At 65.6% G+C, this 15,792-nt stretch carries 13 protein-coding genes; 5 read left to right on the top strand and 8 right to left on the bottom strand.

Annotated features, from left to right (window positions below):
• The coding region (locus QOJ24_RS05865) for a mycothiol-dependent nitroreductase Rv2466c family protein (protein WP_526260017.1) at positions 1–589 on the bottom strand (589 nt) is incomplete at its 3' end.
• A gap of 130 nt (positions 590–719) precedes the next feature.
• On the opposite strand from QOJ24_RS05865, the gene QOJ24_RS05860 reads away from it, so the two are divergent.
• Positions 720–1,130, top strand: a complete 411-nt coding sequence (locus QOJ24_RS05860) for a DUF732 domain-containing protein (RefSeq protein ID WP_526260015.1) — start codon at positions 720–722, stop codon at positions 1,128–1,130.
• Between the two features lie 50 nt (positions 1,131–1,180).
• Positions 1,181–3,763: an aminopeptidase N gene (gene pepN, locus QOJ24_RS05855; RefSeq protein WP_526260013.1), complete on the top strand. Its 2,583-nt coding sequence runs from the start codon at positions 1,181–1,183 to the stop codon at positions 3,761–3,763.
• Between the two features lie 77 nt (positions 3,764–3,840).
• On the opposite strand, the gene QOJ24_RS05850 is transcribed toward pepN, so the two are convergent.
• The 3 genes from QOJ24_RS05850 to QOJ24_RS05840 are packed head-to-tail and all read right to left on the bottom strand — an operon-like array spanning position 3,841 to position 5,208.
• Positions 3,841–4,314, bottom strand: coding sequence for a DUF5130 family protein (locus QOJ24_RS05850; protein WP_526260011.1), 474 nt, complete (start codon positions 4,312–4,314; stop codon positions 3,841–3,843).
• A complete protein-coding gene (gene ctaJ, locus QOJ24_RS05845; RefSeq protein WP_526260010.1) occupies positions 4,301–4,537 on the bottom strand; it encodes an aa3-type cytochrome oxidase subunit CtaJ in 237 nt (78 codons plus the stop codon). The genes QOJ24_RS05850 and ctaJ overlap by 14 nt, the downstream gene beginning before the upstream one ends.
• A 26-nt stretch (positions 4,538–4,563) precedes the next feature.
• Positions 4,564–5,208, bottom strand: coding sequence for an HNH endonuclease signature motif containing protein (locus tag QOJ24_RS05840; protein WP_526260021.1), 645 nt, complete (start codon positions 5,206–5,208; stop codon positions 4,564–4,566).
• A gap of 130 nt (positions 5,209–5,338) precedes the next feature.
• On the opposite strand from QOJ24_RS05840, the gene QOJ24_RS05835 reads away from it, so the two are divergent.
• The 3 genes from QOJ24_RS05835 (at position 5,339) to QOJ24_RS05825 (ending at position 8,396) form a co-directional block, all read left to right on the top strand.
• A complete protein-coding gene (locus tag QOJ24_RS05835; RefSeq protein WP_526260008.1) occupies positions 5,339–5,743 on the top strand; it encodes a globin in 405 nt (134 codons plus the stop codon).
• 31 nt (positions 5,744–5,774) lie between these two features.
• A complete protein-coding gene (locus tag QOJ24_RS05830; RefSeq protein ID WP_526260006.1) occupies positions 5,775–7,355 on the top strand; it encodes a glycoside hydrolase family 13 protein in 1,581 nt (526 codons plus the stop codon).
• Positions 7,356–7,514: 159 nt separating this feature from the next.
• Positions 7,515–8,396 carry a type IV toxin-antitoxin system AbiEi family antitoxin gene (locus tag QOJ24_RS05825; RefSeq protein WP_526260005.1) on the top strand — a complete coding sequence of 294 codons (882 nt, stop codon included), beginning with the start codon at positions 7,515–7,517 and terminating at the stop codon, positions 8,394–8,396.
• 89 nt (positions 8,397–8,485) lie between these two features.
• On the opposite strand, the gene QOJ24_RS05820 is transcribed toward QOJ24_RS05825, so the two are convergent.
• The 4 genes from QOJ24_RS05820 to ettA all read right to left on the bottom strand — a co-directional run.
• Positions 8,486–9,178 (bottom strand): DUF8010 domain-containing protein, encoded by a 693-nt coding sequence (locus QOJ24_RS05820; protein WP_526260003.1) that lies wholly within the window; start codon positions 9,176–9,178, stop codon positions 8,486–8,488.
• Positions 9,175–9,537 (bottom strand): acyl-CoA thioesterase, encoded by a 363-nt coding sequence (locus QOJ24_RS05815; protein ID WP_526260019.1) that lies wholly within the window; start codon positions 9,535–9,537, stop codon positions 9,175–9,177. Before QOJ24_RS05815 ends, QOJ24_RS05820 begins: the two co-directional genes overlap by 4 nt.
• 44 nt (positions 9,538–9,581) lie before the next feature.
• Positions 9,582–14,426 carry an NAD-glutamate dehydrogenase gene (locus QOJ24_RS05810; protein ID WP_526260001.1) on the bottom strand — a complete coding sequence of 1,615 codons (4,845 nt, stop codon included), beginning with the start codon at positions 14,424–14,426 and terminating at the stop codon, positions 9,582–9,584.
• Between the two features lie 54 nt (positions 14,427–14,480).
• On the bottom strand, positions 14,481–15,792 hold a 1,312-nt coding region (gene ettA, locus QOJ24_RS05805; RefSeq protein ID WP_526259999.1), incomplete at its 5' end, for an energy-dependent translational throttle protein EttA.

Genomic DNA, 15,792 nt, shown 5'->3' with positions numbered 1-15,792 from the left:
GCTTGAGCTCCCAGAAGTGCGGGTACGACGCGAAGGTCACCGACGCGTCCCACAGCTTGCCGGCCTCCTCGCCGCGCGGGATCCGCGACAGCACCGGGCCGAAGAACGCCACCCCGTTGATGTGAATCGTCGGCGTGCCGACGTCCTCGCCGACAGCGTCCATGCCCTCGTGGTGGCTCTTGCGCAATGCTTCGTCGTATTTGTCGGCGGTCGCGGCCTCCGCCAGTTCGGCAGGCAGCCCGACCTCCTCCAGCGATTCCCTGATGACTTTCTCGAAGGTCGGGTCGAACTCCCTGTAGCCCTGGTTGTGAATGCGTGTGCCCATCGCGGTGTACAGCGGGGCGAGCACCTCGGAGCCCTTGGCCTGCTCGGCGGCGATGGCCACCCGCACCGGGCCCCATGCCGTCTTCATCATTTCGCGGTATTCCTCGGGCAGATCGCGCCCCTCGTTGAGCACGGCGAGGCTCATCACGTGGAAGTCCACCTCGATGTCGCGGACCTTCTCCACCTCGAGGACCCATCGCGACGTGATCCAGCACCATGGGCACAGTGGGTCGAACCAGAAACCGGCGACGGACTTCTCGGGCATTGGGTGAATCCTCTCGATCGGGTGTCGTGGAACAGGGCTCAGTCAGCGCAACCACGCGCCGCGCGCAACTGTTCCAAACCTTTATACAAGCGTGTTGTCAACGTGACCTACGTAAACCACTGTTACACGAGTGACACGAATCAATCGAGCCAACGCCACGCCCATCGCTGCTGCCGTGATCGCAGCGGGCATCGCGCTCGCCTCCCCAGCCTCCGCCGACCCCGTCAACCCCAACGCCGACGCCTTCCTGAATGCGATCAACCGTGCCAACATCCCCTACGCCGACAACAACGCCGATCTCACCGCTCAGCTGGGCGAGCGGGTGTGTCCGATGCTGGTCGATCCGGGCAAGTCGTTCGCGCAGGTAGCGTCCACCGTCGCCGAAAACGGCATCAGCCCCGGTATGGCGTCCTTCTTCACCGGCATCGCGATCTCGATGTACTGCCCGCAGATGATGGGCTCGATCGGCAACGGCACGTTCCTGAATGCACTGCAGGGCATGCAAGGAATGCCGGGCGTTCCGCGGGTACCGGGCTTCTAGCCAGACGCGGCCACCTCACCCGTCCACGACGGGGCCACTAGGTTGGACGTGTGGTACTTCCCAATCTGACTCGCGACCAGGCCGTTGAACGGGCCGCCCTCGTCACCGTCGACCGCTACCGCGTCGACCTCGACCTGACCGACGGCGCGGGCGCGCCCGCTGACAAGACCTTCCGCTCCGTGGCGACAGTCGAGTTCGACGCGCTTCCCGGCGCCGACACCTACATCGACCTTGCCGCCGACACCGTGCAGCGCGCGACCCTCAACGGGATCGAGCTCGACGTCTCCGGCTACGACGAGTCCACCGGCATCGCGCTGACCGGCCTGCGCCAGCGCAACACCCTCGTCGTCGACGCCCTGTGCAGCTACTCCAACACCGGTGAAGGTCTGCACCGCTTCGTCGACCCGGTCGACGACCAGGTCTACCTTTACTCGCAGTTCGAAACCGCCGACGCCAAACGGATGTTCGCGTGTTTCGACCAGCCCGACCTGAAGGCGACCTTCGATATCACGGTGACGGCGCCCGGCCATTGGGAAGTGGTGTCCAACGGCGCCCCGGTCGGCGCGGACGTCACCGGCGACACCAAGACGGTGACGTTCACGACGACGCCGCGAATGAGCACCTACCTCGTCGCGCTGATCGCCGGGCCGTACGCCTTGTGGCGCGACACCTACACCGACGAGCACGGCGAGATTCCACTCGGGTTGTTCTGCCGTAAGTCGCTGGCCGAGTACATGGACGCCGACCGGCTGTTCACCGAAACCAAGCAGGGCTTCGACTTCTATCACCGCAACTTCGGCGAGCCGTACGCTTTCGGCAAGTACGACCAGCTGTTCGTGCCCGAATTCAATGCGGGCGCGATGGAGAACGCCGGGGCCGTAACGTTTTTGGAAGACTATGTCTTTCGCAGCAAGGTGACCCGCGCATCCTATGAGCGGCGCGCCGAGACCGTGCTGCACGAGATGGCGCACATGTGGTTCGGCGACCTCGTCACCATGAAGTGGTGGGACGACCTGTGGCTCAACGAATCCTTCGCGACCTTCGCATCAGTGCTGTGCCAGAGCGAGGCCACCGAATACACGGAGGCGTGGACGACATTCGCCAACGCCGAGAAGTCGTGGGCCTACCGGCAGGACCAGTTGCCGTCGACGCACCCGGTGGCCGCCGACATCCCCGACCTGCACGCCGTCGAGGTCAACTTCGACGGCATCACCTACGCCAAGGGCGCCAGCGTGCTCAAGCAGCTGGTCGCGTACGTCGGCCTCGAGGCATTCCTGGCCGGGCTGCGGGACTACTTCCGCGACCACGCGTTCGATAACGCCACCTTCGGTGACCTGCTCGGCGCGCTCGAAAAGTCTTCCGGGCGCGACCTTTCGCACTGGGGCCAGCAGTGGCTGAAGACCACCGGGCTCAACACTTTGCGCGCCGACTTCGACGTCGACGCCGATGGGAACTTCAGCCGCTTCGCCGTCAGCCAGAGTGGCGCGGAGCCCGGCGCGGGCGAAACCCGCGTGCACCGGCTGGCCGTCGGCATCTATGACGACGACGGCTCCGGCCAGCTGGTTCGTGTTCAGCGCGAGGAGCTCGACATCGAGGGTGAGGTCACCGAAGTTCCTGCGCTGCAAGGTGTGTCACGTGGCAAGCTGATCCTGGTCAACGACGACGACCTGACCTATTGCTCGCTGCGGCTCGACCCCGAGTCGTTGGAGACGGCGCTCACCCGTATCGCCGACATCGCCGAACCGCTCCCCCGAACGCTGGCTTGGTCGGCGGCATGGGAGATGACCCGCGAGGCGGAGTTGAAGGCCCGCGACTTCGTTGCGCTAGTCGTCAACGGCATCGGCGCCGAAACCGAAGTTGGTGTGGCACAGCGGCTTCTGATGCAGGCGCAGACCGCGCTGCGCTCCTACGCCGATCCCGACTGGTCCTGCGCAGAGGGTTGGCCGTCGTTCGCCGACAAACTGTTGGAGGTGGCCCGCGCCGCCGAGCCGGGGTCGGACCACCAGCTGGCCTACTTCAACGCGCTGTGCACGTCGGTGCTCGCGCTTCGCCATGTCGCCGTGCTCGCCGCGCTGCTGGACACCGACCCCGCCGAGCACGGACTGACCGGTCTCGTCGTCGACACCGACCTGCGGTGGCGCATCGTCACCGCGCTGGCCGCCGCCGGCGACATCGACAATGACGGGCAGGCAACGCCGTTCATCGATGCCGAAGCAGAGCGCGATCCGACGGCGGCGGGCAAGCGCAGCGCCGCACGCGCGGCAGCGGCCCGCCCGCAGATGGCCGTCAAGAACACGGCGTGGCAGCTTGTCATCGAGGACGACACCCTGCCCAACATCGTCGGGCGGGCGATCATCGACGGCTTCGTGCAGCCGGGTCAGCAGGCGCTAATCCAGCCGTTCACGGCGAAGTACTTCGACGCCATCCCGCGGGTGTGGGAGCGACGGTCCAGCGAGGTTGCCCAGACGGTCGTCATCGGCCTGTACCCGTCGTGGGATATCAGCGACGACGCGCTGGCCGCCGCTGACCAGTTCCTGGCGGGCGAGTTGCCGCCGTCGCTGCGAAGGCTGGTCATCGAGGGCCGTGCCGGTGTCGAGCGCGCGCTTCGCGCCCGGGCCTTCGACGTCAGTTAAGCCCGTGTCCCGCGAAAAAGCAGCCATGGCTGTAATAATCGCGATTCAGCGACCAGGAATACTATTTCGCGGGAACTCTAGGCCGGTGTGACGCCGGCGCTCATCACCTTGACCGCGCTGATCAGCCCGGCCATCAGGTTGCCGTAGTTGAACGACGCCGCCGCGGCCTTCACGCCGAGCGGAGCCGACTCCTCGATGCCGCGGCCCTGAACGTCGGAGCCGTAGACGACCTCGATGGCCTTCTGATTCGGCGAAACAGCAAGTAGCACCGCATTGTTCGGCGTCGGCACCTTGGCCAGTATTTCTCGCGCCGACGCCGCCGTGTCCGAGCCCAGGTCGCCGACGTACACCGCGAAGCGGGCCTGCGCCCTTCTCGATCCGAACTTCAGCGCGTCGTCGAGCCGCACCAGGTCCATGACCGGGAACGGATAGGTGACCGACAGCTCGCCCGGCTCGGTGACTCCGGATACTCGTCCGCTGGACGTGACGACGGAGCCGCGCGGCAGCTCCAGCTCCGACGACTGGCGCGTTGCAATCTCACCACTTGCCACTTGCGCCGCCTCCAATCGTCAACGGATGCTCGTGCCCATGGGGTTCGGGCTCGTCGGCCGACCACAGGATCGGTCCGTGCGTCCACTCGGCGTCCGACATCTTGTAGGTCTGCGGATGCGGTCCCTTGCGGTTCTTGCCCACGCCCCAGATCAGCGCGATCAACACCAACAGGAGCAGCAGGGGGACCCCGCCCAGTAGCGAATGTGCAAGTGCGGTGCTCACGACGCAAACCTTATCGTGGCGACGGGCTAGGCCGCGCCCTCACCCAGATATCGCATCCACGCCGGGTCGAGTTCCTTGACCGACGACAGCAGCCGCCAGTGCTGACCTTTGGGCCGCGTCGGCGTCGAGCGCAGCGTCCAGCCCAGCTCGGCCAGCATCCGGTCGGCCTTGCGGTGATTACAGGTCGAGCAGGCGGCCACGCAGTTCTCCCATGTGTGGTCGCCGCCGCGGCTGCGGGGCACCACGTGGTCGACGGTGTCTGCCTTGCCGCCGCAATAGGCGCAGCGGAACCGGTCGCGGTGCATCAGCGCCGCCCTGGTCATCGGGATGCGGGCCCGGTACGGCACCCGCACGAAGGATCGCAGCCGGATCACCGACGGCACCGTGACCGTCCGGGTGGCCGAATGGATCACCGGCCCGGACGGATCGGCGTGCACGACGTCGGCCTTGCCGCATATCAGCATGACAACCGCCCTGCGCATCGGCAGGGCGGTCAGTGGTTCGTAGGTGGAGTTCAGGAGCAGGACTCGGCGACGGCCCCAGAGTGAGCCTTCGCGGGTGCCCGGACGAGTTTCGACGCTGTGCAGCAGCGTCGGGGTGGGCGTCACCCCGGGTAGTCCCGCCGCGACCCCGGCATGCCGGTGGCCGCGGCTCTTGTTCCGATGCGCCATTCGTCCTCCGATCGACAGTTCATCATGGATTTGGGTAAATCGCATAGCAAATTCCTTCGTGTCCCCTGGTCAACAGGATGAACTTCCCGTGACGTCACCGGGCGACAGCCGGCCCTCAGGGTCAGGAACAATGGGTGGCGTGACTCAGCCGCAGCAGTCCTTCTACGACGAAGTGGGTGGCCACGACACCTTCAATGCCATCGTGTCGCGGTTCTACGAGCTCGTTCGCGAGGACGAGATCCTGCGGCCGCTGTATCCCGAGGAGGATCTCGACGCCGCCGAGGTGCGGCTGCGGATGTTCCTGGAGCAGTACTGGGGAGGTCCGCGCACCTACTCCGACCAACGCGGCCACCCCCGGCTGCGGATGCGGCACAGCCCGTTCAAGATCGGCTTCATCGAGCGCGATGCCTGGCTGAGGTGCATGCACACCGCGGTGGCGTCGATCGACTCGCAGACCCTCGATGACGAGCACCGCGCGCAGCTGCTGGCCTACCTGGAGATGGCAGCACAGTCGATGGTCAACTCGCCGTTCTGAACCAGACGACGGCGCGGTGTAGGTTGCGGTCGTGCTTGATCCCGACGACACGCCTTGGTGGTCGCATGGCGTGTTCTATCAGGTGTATCCGCGCTCGTTCAGCGACAGCAGCGGCGATGGCGTCGGCGACCTCGACGGCGTCGCCTCACGGCTGGACTACCTCGAGACGCTGGGTGTCGACGCCATCTGGCTGAACCCGGTGATGGTGTCGCCGATGGCCGACCATGGCTACGACGTGTCCGACCCGCGCGACGTCGACCCCCTGTTCGGCGGGATGGATGCGCTGGACCGGCTGATCGAGGCGGCCCATGCGCGAGGCATCAAGCTGACGATGGACCTGGTGCCGAACCACACCAGCTCGGCGCATCCGTGGTTTCAGGCCGCGCTGGCCGCCGGCCCGGGCACCGACGCGCGTGAGCGGTACATCTTCCGCGACGGGACCGGCCCAGGCGGGGTGCACCCGCCGAACAACTGGGTATCGATCTTCGGCGGCCCGGCGTGGACCCGCGTCGTCGAACCCGACGGCAATCCGGGGCAGTGGTATCTGCACCTGTTCGACGCCGAGCAGCCCGACCTCAACTGGGAGAACCGCGAGGTCTACGACGATCTCGAGAAGACGCTGCGATTCTGGCTGGAACGCGGTGTCGACGGCTTCCGCATCGACGTCGCACACGGCATGGCCAAGCGGCCCGGGCTGCCCGATATGGAGGTCACCGGGACCGACGTGCTGCTCGCCGACATGGACGACGACCCGAGGTTCAACGACGACGGTGTGCACGACATCCACCGTCACATCCGCACGGTGCTCAACGATTACCCGCACGCGGTGGCGATCGGCGAGGTGTGGGTGTACGACAACGAGCAGTTCTCCCGGTACCTGCGCGCCGACGAGCTCCACCTCGGCTTCAACTTCCGGCTGTTGCGCGCGGACTTCGACGCTGCAGACATCCGCGGTGCGATCGAGAACTCGTTGGCGGCTGCCGCGATCGAAAATGCCACGCCGACATGGACGCTGTCTAATCACGATGTCGACCGCGACGTCACCCGCTACGGCGACGGCGACGTCGGCCTGGCCCGCGCGTGGGCGATGGCGTTGGTGATGCTGGCGCTGCCGGGTGCGGTGTTCATCTACAACGGTGCGGAACTCGGCCTTGCCAACGTCGAGCTGCCCGACGAGGCGCTGCGTGACCCGGTGTGGGAGCGATCCGGACATACCCGGCGCGGTCGTGACGCGTCGCGGGTGCCGGTGCCGTGGGAGGGTGACGCTCCCCCGTTCGGCTTCTCGACGAATCCGGACACCTGGCTCCCGCTGCCGCAGGAGTGGTCGTCGCTGACAGTCGAGAAACAGCTCGGCGACCCTGCCTCCACGCTGTCGTTCTATCGGGAGGCGATCCGATTGCGTGCTGCGCGAACCGAATTCGACGGCAACGCGATCGAATGGCTGGACGCTGCCGAAGACGCGCTGGTGTACCGGGTCGTCGACGGCGGACTGGTGTGCGCGCTGAACGCAGGCGCCGAGCCCATTTCACTGCCGGCCGGTGAGGTGCTGTTGGCCAGCGCTGACCTAGTGGACGGCAAGCTGCCCCCGAACGCCGCCGCCTGGCTGGTCTAGTTCCTTCCGCGAGCAGACGCAAAAGTACCCAACTCAAGGGCTTTTCGGGTACATATGCGTCTGCTCGCGCCGGTCAGGGGGAACTAACAGAAGCGTGTTGATTCACAGGGTCGCTGCACGGCACCCCCGCGACGCCGCAGGCGCTCCAGCATTGGAACCGTGTCCATCGAAGAGTTCTTTTGTATGAATGGCGGGCTGGCGACAACGCAGCAGCTGCGCTCCGTGATGTCGCACAAGATGTTGCGGTCGCGTGTCAGGACCGGCGCCATTGTTCGGGTCCGGCATGGCGTGTACGCGCTGACTACGCCCGACGATCACGCGCGGTTGGCCGCACTTGATCTCGTTGCAGGCCAACCCATAGTCGCGTGCATGAACACCGCGGCTCATCTGTACGGCTTCGACACCGAGCCAGACGACAACCTCCACATCCTTGATCCAGGAGTTCGAATGCGCCCTTCCACCGAGCTGACGGTTCACCAACGCGTCGGGGCACCGCTCAAGCGGGTGAGGGGTCGATTGGCGACGGCACCCGCCTGGACCGCCGTCGAGGTGGCGCGAACATTGCGGCGGCCGCGAGCCTTAGCGACACTCGATGCCGCGCTGCATGTCGGCGCCTGCTCGCGCGAAAATCTGTCGACCGCGATACGCGAACAGAAGGGCCGACGGGGCATCGTAAACATCCGCGAACTCGTCGAATACGCCGACGGGCGAGCAGAATCCGCCATGGAAAGCGAAGCACGGCTGGTATTCATCGACGGCGGGCTTCCGTTGCCCGAACTCCAACACGTCATCGTCGACAGGTGCGGAAAGCAATGGCGGGTTGACTTCGCATGGCCAGAGGCGATGCTTGTCGCGGAGTACGACAGTGCCGAGTGGCATGCCAATCCTGAGGCCTTCAGGCACGACCGAATGAAGACGGCACGACTGCAGGAGTGCGGCTGGTTTGTGATGCCTATCATCGTGGACGACGTTCGCCGCAACCCAATCGATCTTGTCGCGCGGGTGTTAACCCATCTAGAGCGCCCGCTGCTCACCGGCTGATATGCGGGCCACTTGGGTCGCGAGCAGACGTAAATGGCCCACTTTGACGTGCTTTACGGGTACTTTTGCGTCTGCTCGCGAGAGAATAGCTAGCGCAGGACGACGGCGGGGTCGCCGCGGCGGCGGTACACCGAGCCGAACCTCGCATCGATCCGCAGCCATGCGGGCAACGCACGCACGCGCACGATCTCGTCGGCGGCCACGGTTCCCGGATCCAGCCCCTTGCCTTGTTCCGCCGCCACCGATGACTGCGGCAGGAAACCCATTGCCGTCAAGGCGAATACGCAGCGCATCGGGATGTCGACGTCGCCCTCCGGGGAACTGACGGCGAGCACCTCCTGATCCAGCAGCGAGACCGGTGGCCCGTGAGTGCTGCCGTGTTCCTTCGCCAGCTCGACACCACGCTGCGCCAGCTCGAGCACCACCCGCGCGGGCACATCGTCGATGTGGGTGAACCCAGCGTCGGGCGGCAGCACACCACGCCACGCCGAGTCCATCGGAAAGCCGGGGTCGACGTGACCGCTGCGGTCCAGCGCCGCCAGACCCTGGGCCAGCGCGTCGGCGCCTGCGCTCAGGTCGGTCGGACGCACCCGACCTGCCACCACCCGGCTCGCCAGCACATCGAAACCGGTTGCGACCCAGGCCACCACGAGACCTTCCGATCGCTCCCGCAACCGGATGACTGCGGCATCGTCGAGACGCACCGCCCGCTCGACGAACGTGGCGAGGTCCTCGCGGTGGGTCGCGTCATCCAGCCAGATGCCCCGCTCGGGACTACTCATCGAGTCCAGCGCTGCAGATATTCTTGCTGGACCGGCGAAAGCCGTTGCAGCCGCCGCTCTTTGATATGCACCGTCGCCAGCTGCGTCTCGGCGATGACCGCAGGCCTTGAGTCGGCTGGTTTGTTCACCGACCGCACCTCGTAGCCGATGGTGAAGTCGACGGCGCGCACCCGCTTCGACCACATCGTCACCTGCAGCGGCGAATCCCTCAACCGCAATTGACCCTTGTAGAGGATCTTGACCTCATGGATGAGCAGTCCGATCTCATCGATGACGGCTTCGAACGGCTCACGCAGGAACGGGATTCGCGCCTCTTCGAGAATGGTGACCATGGTGGCGTGGTTGATGTGCTGATACATGTCGATATCCGACCAGCGCACGTGTACCGGCGCTGTAAATCCCGTCACCCAGCATTCCCCGTTCCACTCGTCCGTGTCATGCTGCGGATCTGACGCGCCGCCACCGACAATGTCGCAAGGTCACGCTCGTCGGACTGATAGATCTCGTTCAACGTGCGCCGCGCCCGCTGCACCCGAGAGCCGTTGGTCAGCTCCCACTCGCCGATCTTCTCCTCGCCGCTCTCCTCCGGCTCGCCGACGGCGAGCACATCGAAGCAGAGCGAGCGCAGAGAACCGTAGATGTCATCGCGAATAGCCAACCGCGCCAATGAATGCCAGCGGTCGTCACGGGGCAGGCCTGATATGGCGGTCAGCAACCCATCCGTGCCGAGATAGTCCATCAGTGCGAAGTAGGTGTCGGCCACTTCCGCCGGCTCGCGGTCCTTGATATCGGCAATGTCGATGATGTCGAGCAGGCTGTACTGATATAGGCCGGAGGCGATGATGTACGCGAGGTCCTCTGGCACACCGTGCGCGGAGAACTGCCCGACCTCCTTCTCGACGATCGCACGGTCGTCGCCACGCAGCCACTCCCGCATGCGCGGTGTCAGCTCGGCCACCTTCTTGGCGAACCGGTTGATCTCGGCGCCGACGGCCAGCGGTTGCGGCCGGTAGTTGAGCAGCCAGCGACCTGCACGGTCGATCTGCCGGCGCAGGTCCAGCGTCAAGCGGTCCGAAACATGCACCGCCACATCGGCATCGCGGATCGTCCGCCACACCTCGTTGATCCGGAAGATTGCATCGGTCGCGGCGTAGGACCGCACCGCGTCCACCGGCCCGACGCCGACATCCTCCATCACCCGGTACACATACGAGATGCCCGCCGTGTCGACGATGTCGTTCACCAGCATCGTGGTGATGATCTCTCGACGCAGCTGGTGCGACCGGATCTCGGTCCCGAATTGTTCCCGCAGCCGAGTCGGGAAGTAGCGCGGTAGCCGGGCGGCGAAGACCTCCTGATCCGGCAGCTCGGTGGCCAGTACCTTTTGCTTGAGGTCCAGCTTGACGTGTGCCATCAGCGTCGACAGTTCCGGTGAGGTGAGCCCGATCCCGGCTTCGGTGCGCCGCCGGATCTCCTTCTCCGACGGCAGCGCCTCGAGTTCCCGGTTCAGTCCGGCCTCGGACTCGAGGTCCTTGATCTGGCGGGAGTGCACGGGCAGCAGACTGGCCGCGTTGGCGCGGCTGGTGCCCATCAGGTCGTTCTGGTCCTTGTTGTCGATCAGTACCAGGTCGCCGACCTCGTCGGTCATCGACAGCAGCAGGTCCGTCCGGTCTTCCGGCTTCACCTTGCCCATGCTCACCAGCGCGTCGATCAGGATCTTGATGTTGACCTCGTGGTCGGAGCAGTCCACACCCGCAGAGTTGTCGAGGGCATCGGTGTTGATCCGACCGCCTGCGAGGTCGAACTCGACACGGCCAAGCGATGTGACGCCGAGGTTGCCGCCTTCGCCGATCACCTTGGCCCGCACCTGGTTTCCGTTCACCCTGATCATGTCGTTGGCGCGGTCGCCAACATCAGCATCGGATTCGGTTTCGGCCTTGATGTAGGTGCCGATGCCGCCATTCCACAACAAGTCCACCGGCGCCTTGAGGATCCTGCGGAGCAGCTCAGGCGGCGGCAGCTCATCGATGCCGTCTTCGATACCGAGGGCGGCACGGACCTGCGGGCTGATCGGGATCGACTTCTGCTCGCGGCTGTAGACGCCACCGCCTTCGCTGATCAGCGATTTGTCGTAGTCGTCCCATGTCGACCGCGGCAGGTCGAACATGCGCTTGCGTTCCTCCCATGACGTCGCCGCGTCCGGGTTCGGATCGAGGAACACGTGCAAATGGTTGAACGCGGCCACCAGTCGGATGTGCGGGGACAGCAGCATTCCGTTGCCGAAGACGTCGCCGCTCATGTCACCGATGCCGACGACGCTGAAGTCTTGGGACTGGGTGTCGGTACCCATCTCGCGGAAGTGCCGTTTGACGCTCTCCCACGCGCCCTTGGCAGTAATGCCCATCGCTTTGTGGTCGTAGCCGACCGAACCGCCGGAGGCGAAGGCGTCGCCGAGCCAGAAGCCATAGGACTTCGCGACCTCGTTGGCGATGTCGGAGAACGTTGCCGTGCCCTTGTCGGCGGCCACCACGAGGTAGGCGTCTTCGCCGTCACGGCGCACGACATCTGTTGGAGTGACGACATTGCCGGTGGTCTGGTCGACGTTGTCGGTGAGGTCGAGCAGACCCGAGATGAACAGCTTGTAGCAGGCGACGCCTTCGGCGCGCTGAGCGTCGCGGTCGGCGGCCGCATCGTCGGTGAGCGGCGGGGGCTGCTTGAGGACGAATCCGCCCTTGGCGCCGACCGGGACGATGACGGCGTTCTTGACGGCCTGCGCCTTGACCAAGCCGAGGATCTCGGTGCGGAAATCCTCCTTGCGGTCCGACCAGCGCAGCCCGCCGCGGGCGACGAAGCCGAAGCGCAGGTGCACACCCTCGACGCGCGGCGAGTAGACGAAGATCTCGAACATCGGCCGCGGCAGGGGAAGTTCGTCGACCAGCCGCGAGTTCAGCTTGATCGCAAGCACGTTCCGCGCGCGAGCCGAATCCTGCCTGCGGACAAAGTAGTTAGTGCGCAGCGTGGCCTGAATCATCGATGCGAAGCCACGCAGGACGCGGTCGGTGTCCAAACTGGTCAGCGCATCTATATCGGCGGCCACCGATGCAGCGGCGGTCTGCGCGGCCTTCCTTTCGGGATCGGCCGCCGGGTCGAACATCGCTTCGAACAATTCGACCAGTGACCGTGCGGTGACCGGGTTACCGTTCAGCACGCCCTCGATATGGGCCTGGCTGTACGGAAAACCGGCCTGCCGCAAGTACTTCGCATAGGTGCGCAGAATCACGACCTGCTGCCATGTCAGGTGTGCGCGCAGCACCAACTCGTTGAACCGGTCGATCTCGGCGCGGCCGTGCCAGATCGCGGTGACCGCGTCGGCGAACCGCACCGCGGTCGCGTCCCGTTCAGGTCCCTCGGGCTCATCGGGGATGTCGCTGAACACCGAGATCTTGAACTGGTAGATCCACACCGAAAGCCCGTCGGGACGCGTCACGGTGAACGGTCGCTCTTCGAGCACGATCACGCCCATGGACTGCAGCATCGGCAGTAATTGACTGAGCGAGGCCGAGCGGCCGCCGAGGTACCAGATCAGCTGCGCCGAGCCGTCCCTGCCGTCCTCGGAGAACACCAGCTTGACCGAATTGTCCTGCAGCTCTTCGATGATCGCGATGTCGTTGATCGCGTCGGCGGGACCGACAGCCTGCTTGTAGACCTCGGGGAAGGCGCTCGAGTAGTGCTCGGCCCTGACCTGGTCGATCGACCCGGTCTTGACGGCCCCGAGCAGCCGGTCACCCCAGGTTCGCGTCGCCTCGGTCAGCAGATCCTGAATGCGCGCTTCGTTGCGAAGTGATACATCCACGCTCCCGGGTCGGGATCCCTCGGGTAGGCGAACGGTGAAATGCACGACCGCCCAGGGCGATTCGCTGACGCGCGCGGTGTATTCGATGCTCTCGCCGCCGAGCTCGCGGACGAGGATGTCCTGCATTTCCAGGCGGACCCCCGTGGTGTACCGGTCACGCGGCAGGTACACCAGGCAGGAGACGAAGTGGGCCAGCTGATCGGCGCGCAGGAACAACAACGTGCGCCTGCGCGAGCCGAGATCGACGACGGCCATCGCCATGTCCAGCATCTCGCGCGAGCTGAGGGCGAAGAGCTCCGAGCGCGGAATGGTCTGGATGATGTCGAGCAGCAGCTGCGCCGGATGGCTCGGGTCGCGCTGCGCCATGGCGATCGCTTCGCCGACCCGCCGTGAGATCAGCGGAATCTCCATCACATTGGCGTTCATCGCCGCGACCGTGAACAACCCGACGAAACGATGCTCGATCGCCCGATGTCCAGGGTGTTCGCGGACCACGACGATATAGGGGTATGCGCCGTAGCGAAGGAAGCTGGGGATCGTCGCCTGCGCGAGCACAAGCAGGTCGTCGCTGTCGGTCAGTTGGGGCAGGACCTCGTCGCGGAACCGCAGCACGCCCAGCCGGCTCGAGGAGTCGACCGACGACTGCCCGCCGTGCACCGGGCAGCGTTGATAGCCCAGCAGGACGAAATGCCCGTCGGCGAGCCATCTCAGCAGCTCCGCCACGTCCTTGCGATCAGCGCCGGGGAAGCGTCCCTCCGGATCGGTGTCGAGCTCGTTGGCCAGGCCGAGCAGCGTCCCTGACAGGGTCCGCGAGTCCAGCGCAACCTGGCGGGCATCCCTAAGGACGCCCGGCAACAGGCCCCTGGCCTCCTCGACGGCCTTGGGATCGGCGGAACTCGACAGCTGGATGTGGATCCATGCCTCGTCGACGGCCTCGCGGGAGTTGTCGACCTCCGAAGACGGTTGGATGTCGAGCAGCTCACCGGTCGGGCCGCGCCGTACCCGCAGGATCGGGTTCATGATCGCCTTGTAGGCCACCCCTAACCGGTGCAGCAGTACGGTGACGGAGTCCATCAGCAGCGTCGCGTAGTCGGTGACGATCTGGATCGCAGGGCCGAAGCCGCCGGGGTCGTCTGAGGGGTAGACCGCGACGAGCGTTTCGCCGACCTGGCGGCGCCTGCCAAGGTTGTAGTGCGCCGACAGCAGGTTCGGCGACATCAACTTGCCGGCGGCGCCCATATCGACCGGGCCGGTGGCCGCGTCGCTGATGGGTGCATCGCCGTGCGGCCCGTGGTAGGTCGCGATGTAGGCCCTGGCGAGTTTGTCCAGGCTGGCCGGAAGAACCGCCCTTTCAGTCGGCCCCTCGATCGCCCCCGCCCCCGGATTGATCGTCATGCCACTCGCTCCTGACTTACCGCCACGTGCCGTCGTTGGCACGCAGAGGCGACATTAGTCGCGTGTGAGGCGGCGGTGGGTCACCCTGTGAGGACGGGCTGCATCGATACCGAGTCGTTCCACTTTGTTTTCTTCGTAGGCACCGAAGTTGCCCTCGAACCAGAACCACTTGGCGTCGTTGTCGTCGTCGCCTTCCCAGGCGAGGATGTGGGTGCAAGTGCGGTCGAGGAACCAGCGATCGTGGCTGATCACGACCGCGCAGCCGGGGAACTTGTCCAGTGCGTTCTCCAGCGAACTCAGCGTCTCGACGTCGAGGTCGTTGGTGGGTTCGTCGAGCAGAATGAGGTTTCCGCCGACCTTGAGTGTGAGCGCCAGGTTCAACCGGTTGCGCTCACCGCCGGACAGCACGCCCGCCGGTTTCTGCTGATCTGGTCCCTTGAACCCGAACGCCGACACGTAGGCGCGCGACGGGATCTCGGTCTGGCCGACCTCGATGTAGTCGAGCTTGTCGGAGACGACCTCCCACACGGTCTTTTTCGGGTCGATCCCGCCGCGGCTCTGGTCGACGTAGCTGAGCTTGACGGTGTCGCCGACTTTGACGGTGCCGCTGTCGGGCTGTTCCAGGCCGACGATCGTCTTGAACAGGGTCGTCTTGCCGACGCCGTTGGGGCCGATGACGCCGACGATGCCGTTGCGCGGCAGCGTGAACGACAGGTCCTTGATCAGCTGCCTGCCGTCGTAGCCCTTGTCGAGGTGGTCGACCTCGACGACGACGTTGCCCAGCCGCGGGCCGACCGGTATCTGGATCTCCTCGAAATCGAGCTTGCGCGTCTTCTCGGCCTCGGCGGCCATCTCCTCGTAGCGGCCGAGGCGAGCCTTGCTCTTGGCCTGCCGCGCCTTCGCCCCCGACCGCACCCATGCGAGTTCCTCGGTCAGCCGCTTGTGCAGCTTGGCGTCCTTGCGGCCCTGGATGGCGACGCGCTCGGCCTTCTTCTCCAGGTAGGTCGAATAGTTGCCCTCGTACGGGAACGCCCGGCCGCGGTCGAGCTCGAGGATCCACTCGGCGACGTTGTCCAGGAAATACCGATCGTGAGTGACGGCGAGGATGGCGCCCTTGTACTCGGCGAGGTGCTGTTCCAGCCACTGCACACTCTCGGCGTCGAGGTGGTTGGTGGGCTCGTCGAGCAGCAGCAGGTCGGGCTTGGACAGCAGGAGCCTGCACAGCGCCACACGGCGCCGCTCACCGCCGGAGAGGTGGGTCACCGGCTCGTCGGGTGGCGGGCAGCGCAGAGCGTCCATCGCCTGCTCGAGCTGGGAATCGATGTCCCACGCGTCGGCCGCGTCGAGCTCCTCCTGGAGCTGGCCC

The organism is Mycobacterium sp. (assembly GCF_032159775.1).
Classification (GTDB): domain Bacteria; phylum Actinomycetota; class Actinomycetes; order Mycobacteriales; family Mycobacteriaceae; genus Mycobacterium.
This window is presented reverse-complemented; position numbering and strand designations above follow the sequence as displayed.

Coding starts and splice junctions, on each gene's coding strand:
- QOJ24_RS05840 (WP_526260021.1), bottom strand. CDS start 5,208: ATGGCGCATCGGAACAAGAGCCGCGGCCACCGGCATGCCGGGGTCGCG.
- QOJ24_RS05835 (WP_526260008.1), top strand. CDS start 5,339: ATGGGTGGCGTGACTCAGCCGCAGCAGTCCTTCTACGACGAAGTGGGT.
- QOJ24_RS05820 (WP_526260003.1), bottom strand. CDS start 9,178: ATGAGTAGTCCCGAGCGGGGCATCTGGCTGGATGACGCGACCCACCGC.
- QOJ24_RS05815 (WP_526260019.1), bottom strand. CDS start 9,537: ATGTATCAGCACATCAACCACGCCACCATGGTCACCATTCTCGAAGAG.
- QOJ24_RS05810 (WP_526260001.1), bottom strand. CDS start 14,426: ATGACGATCAATCCGGGGGCGGGGGCGATCGAGGGGCCGACTGAAAGG.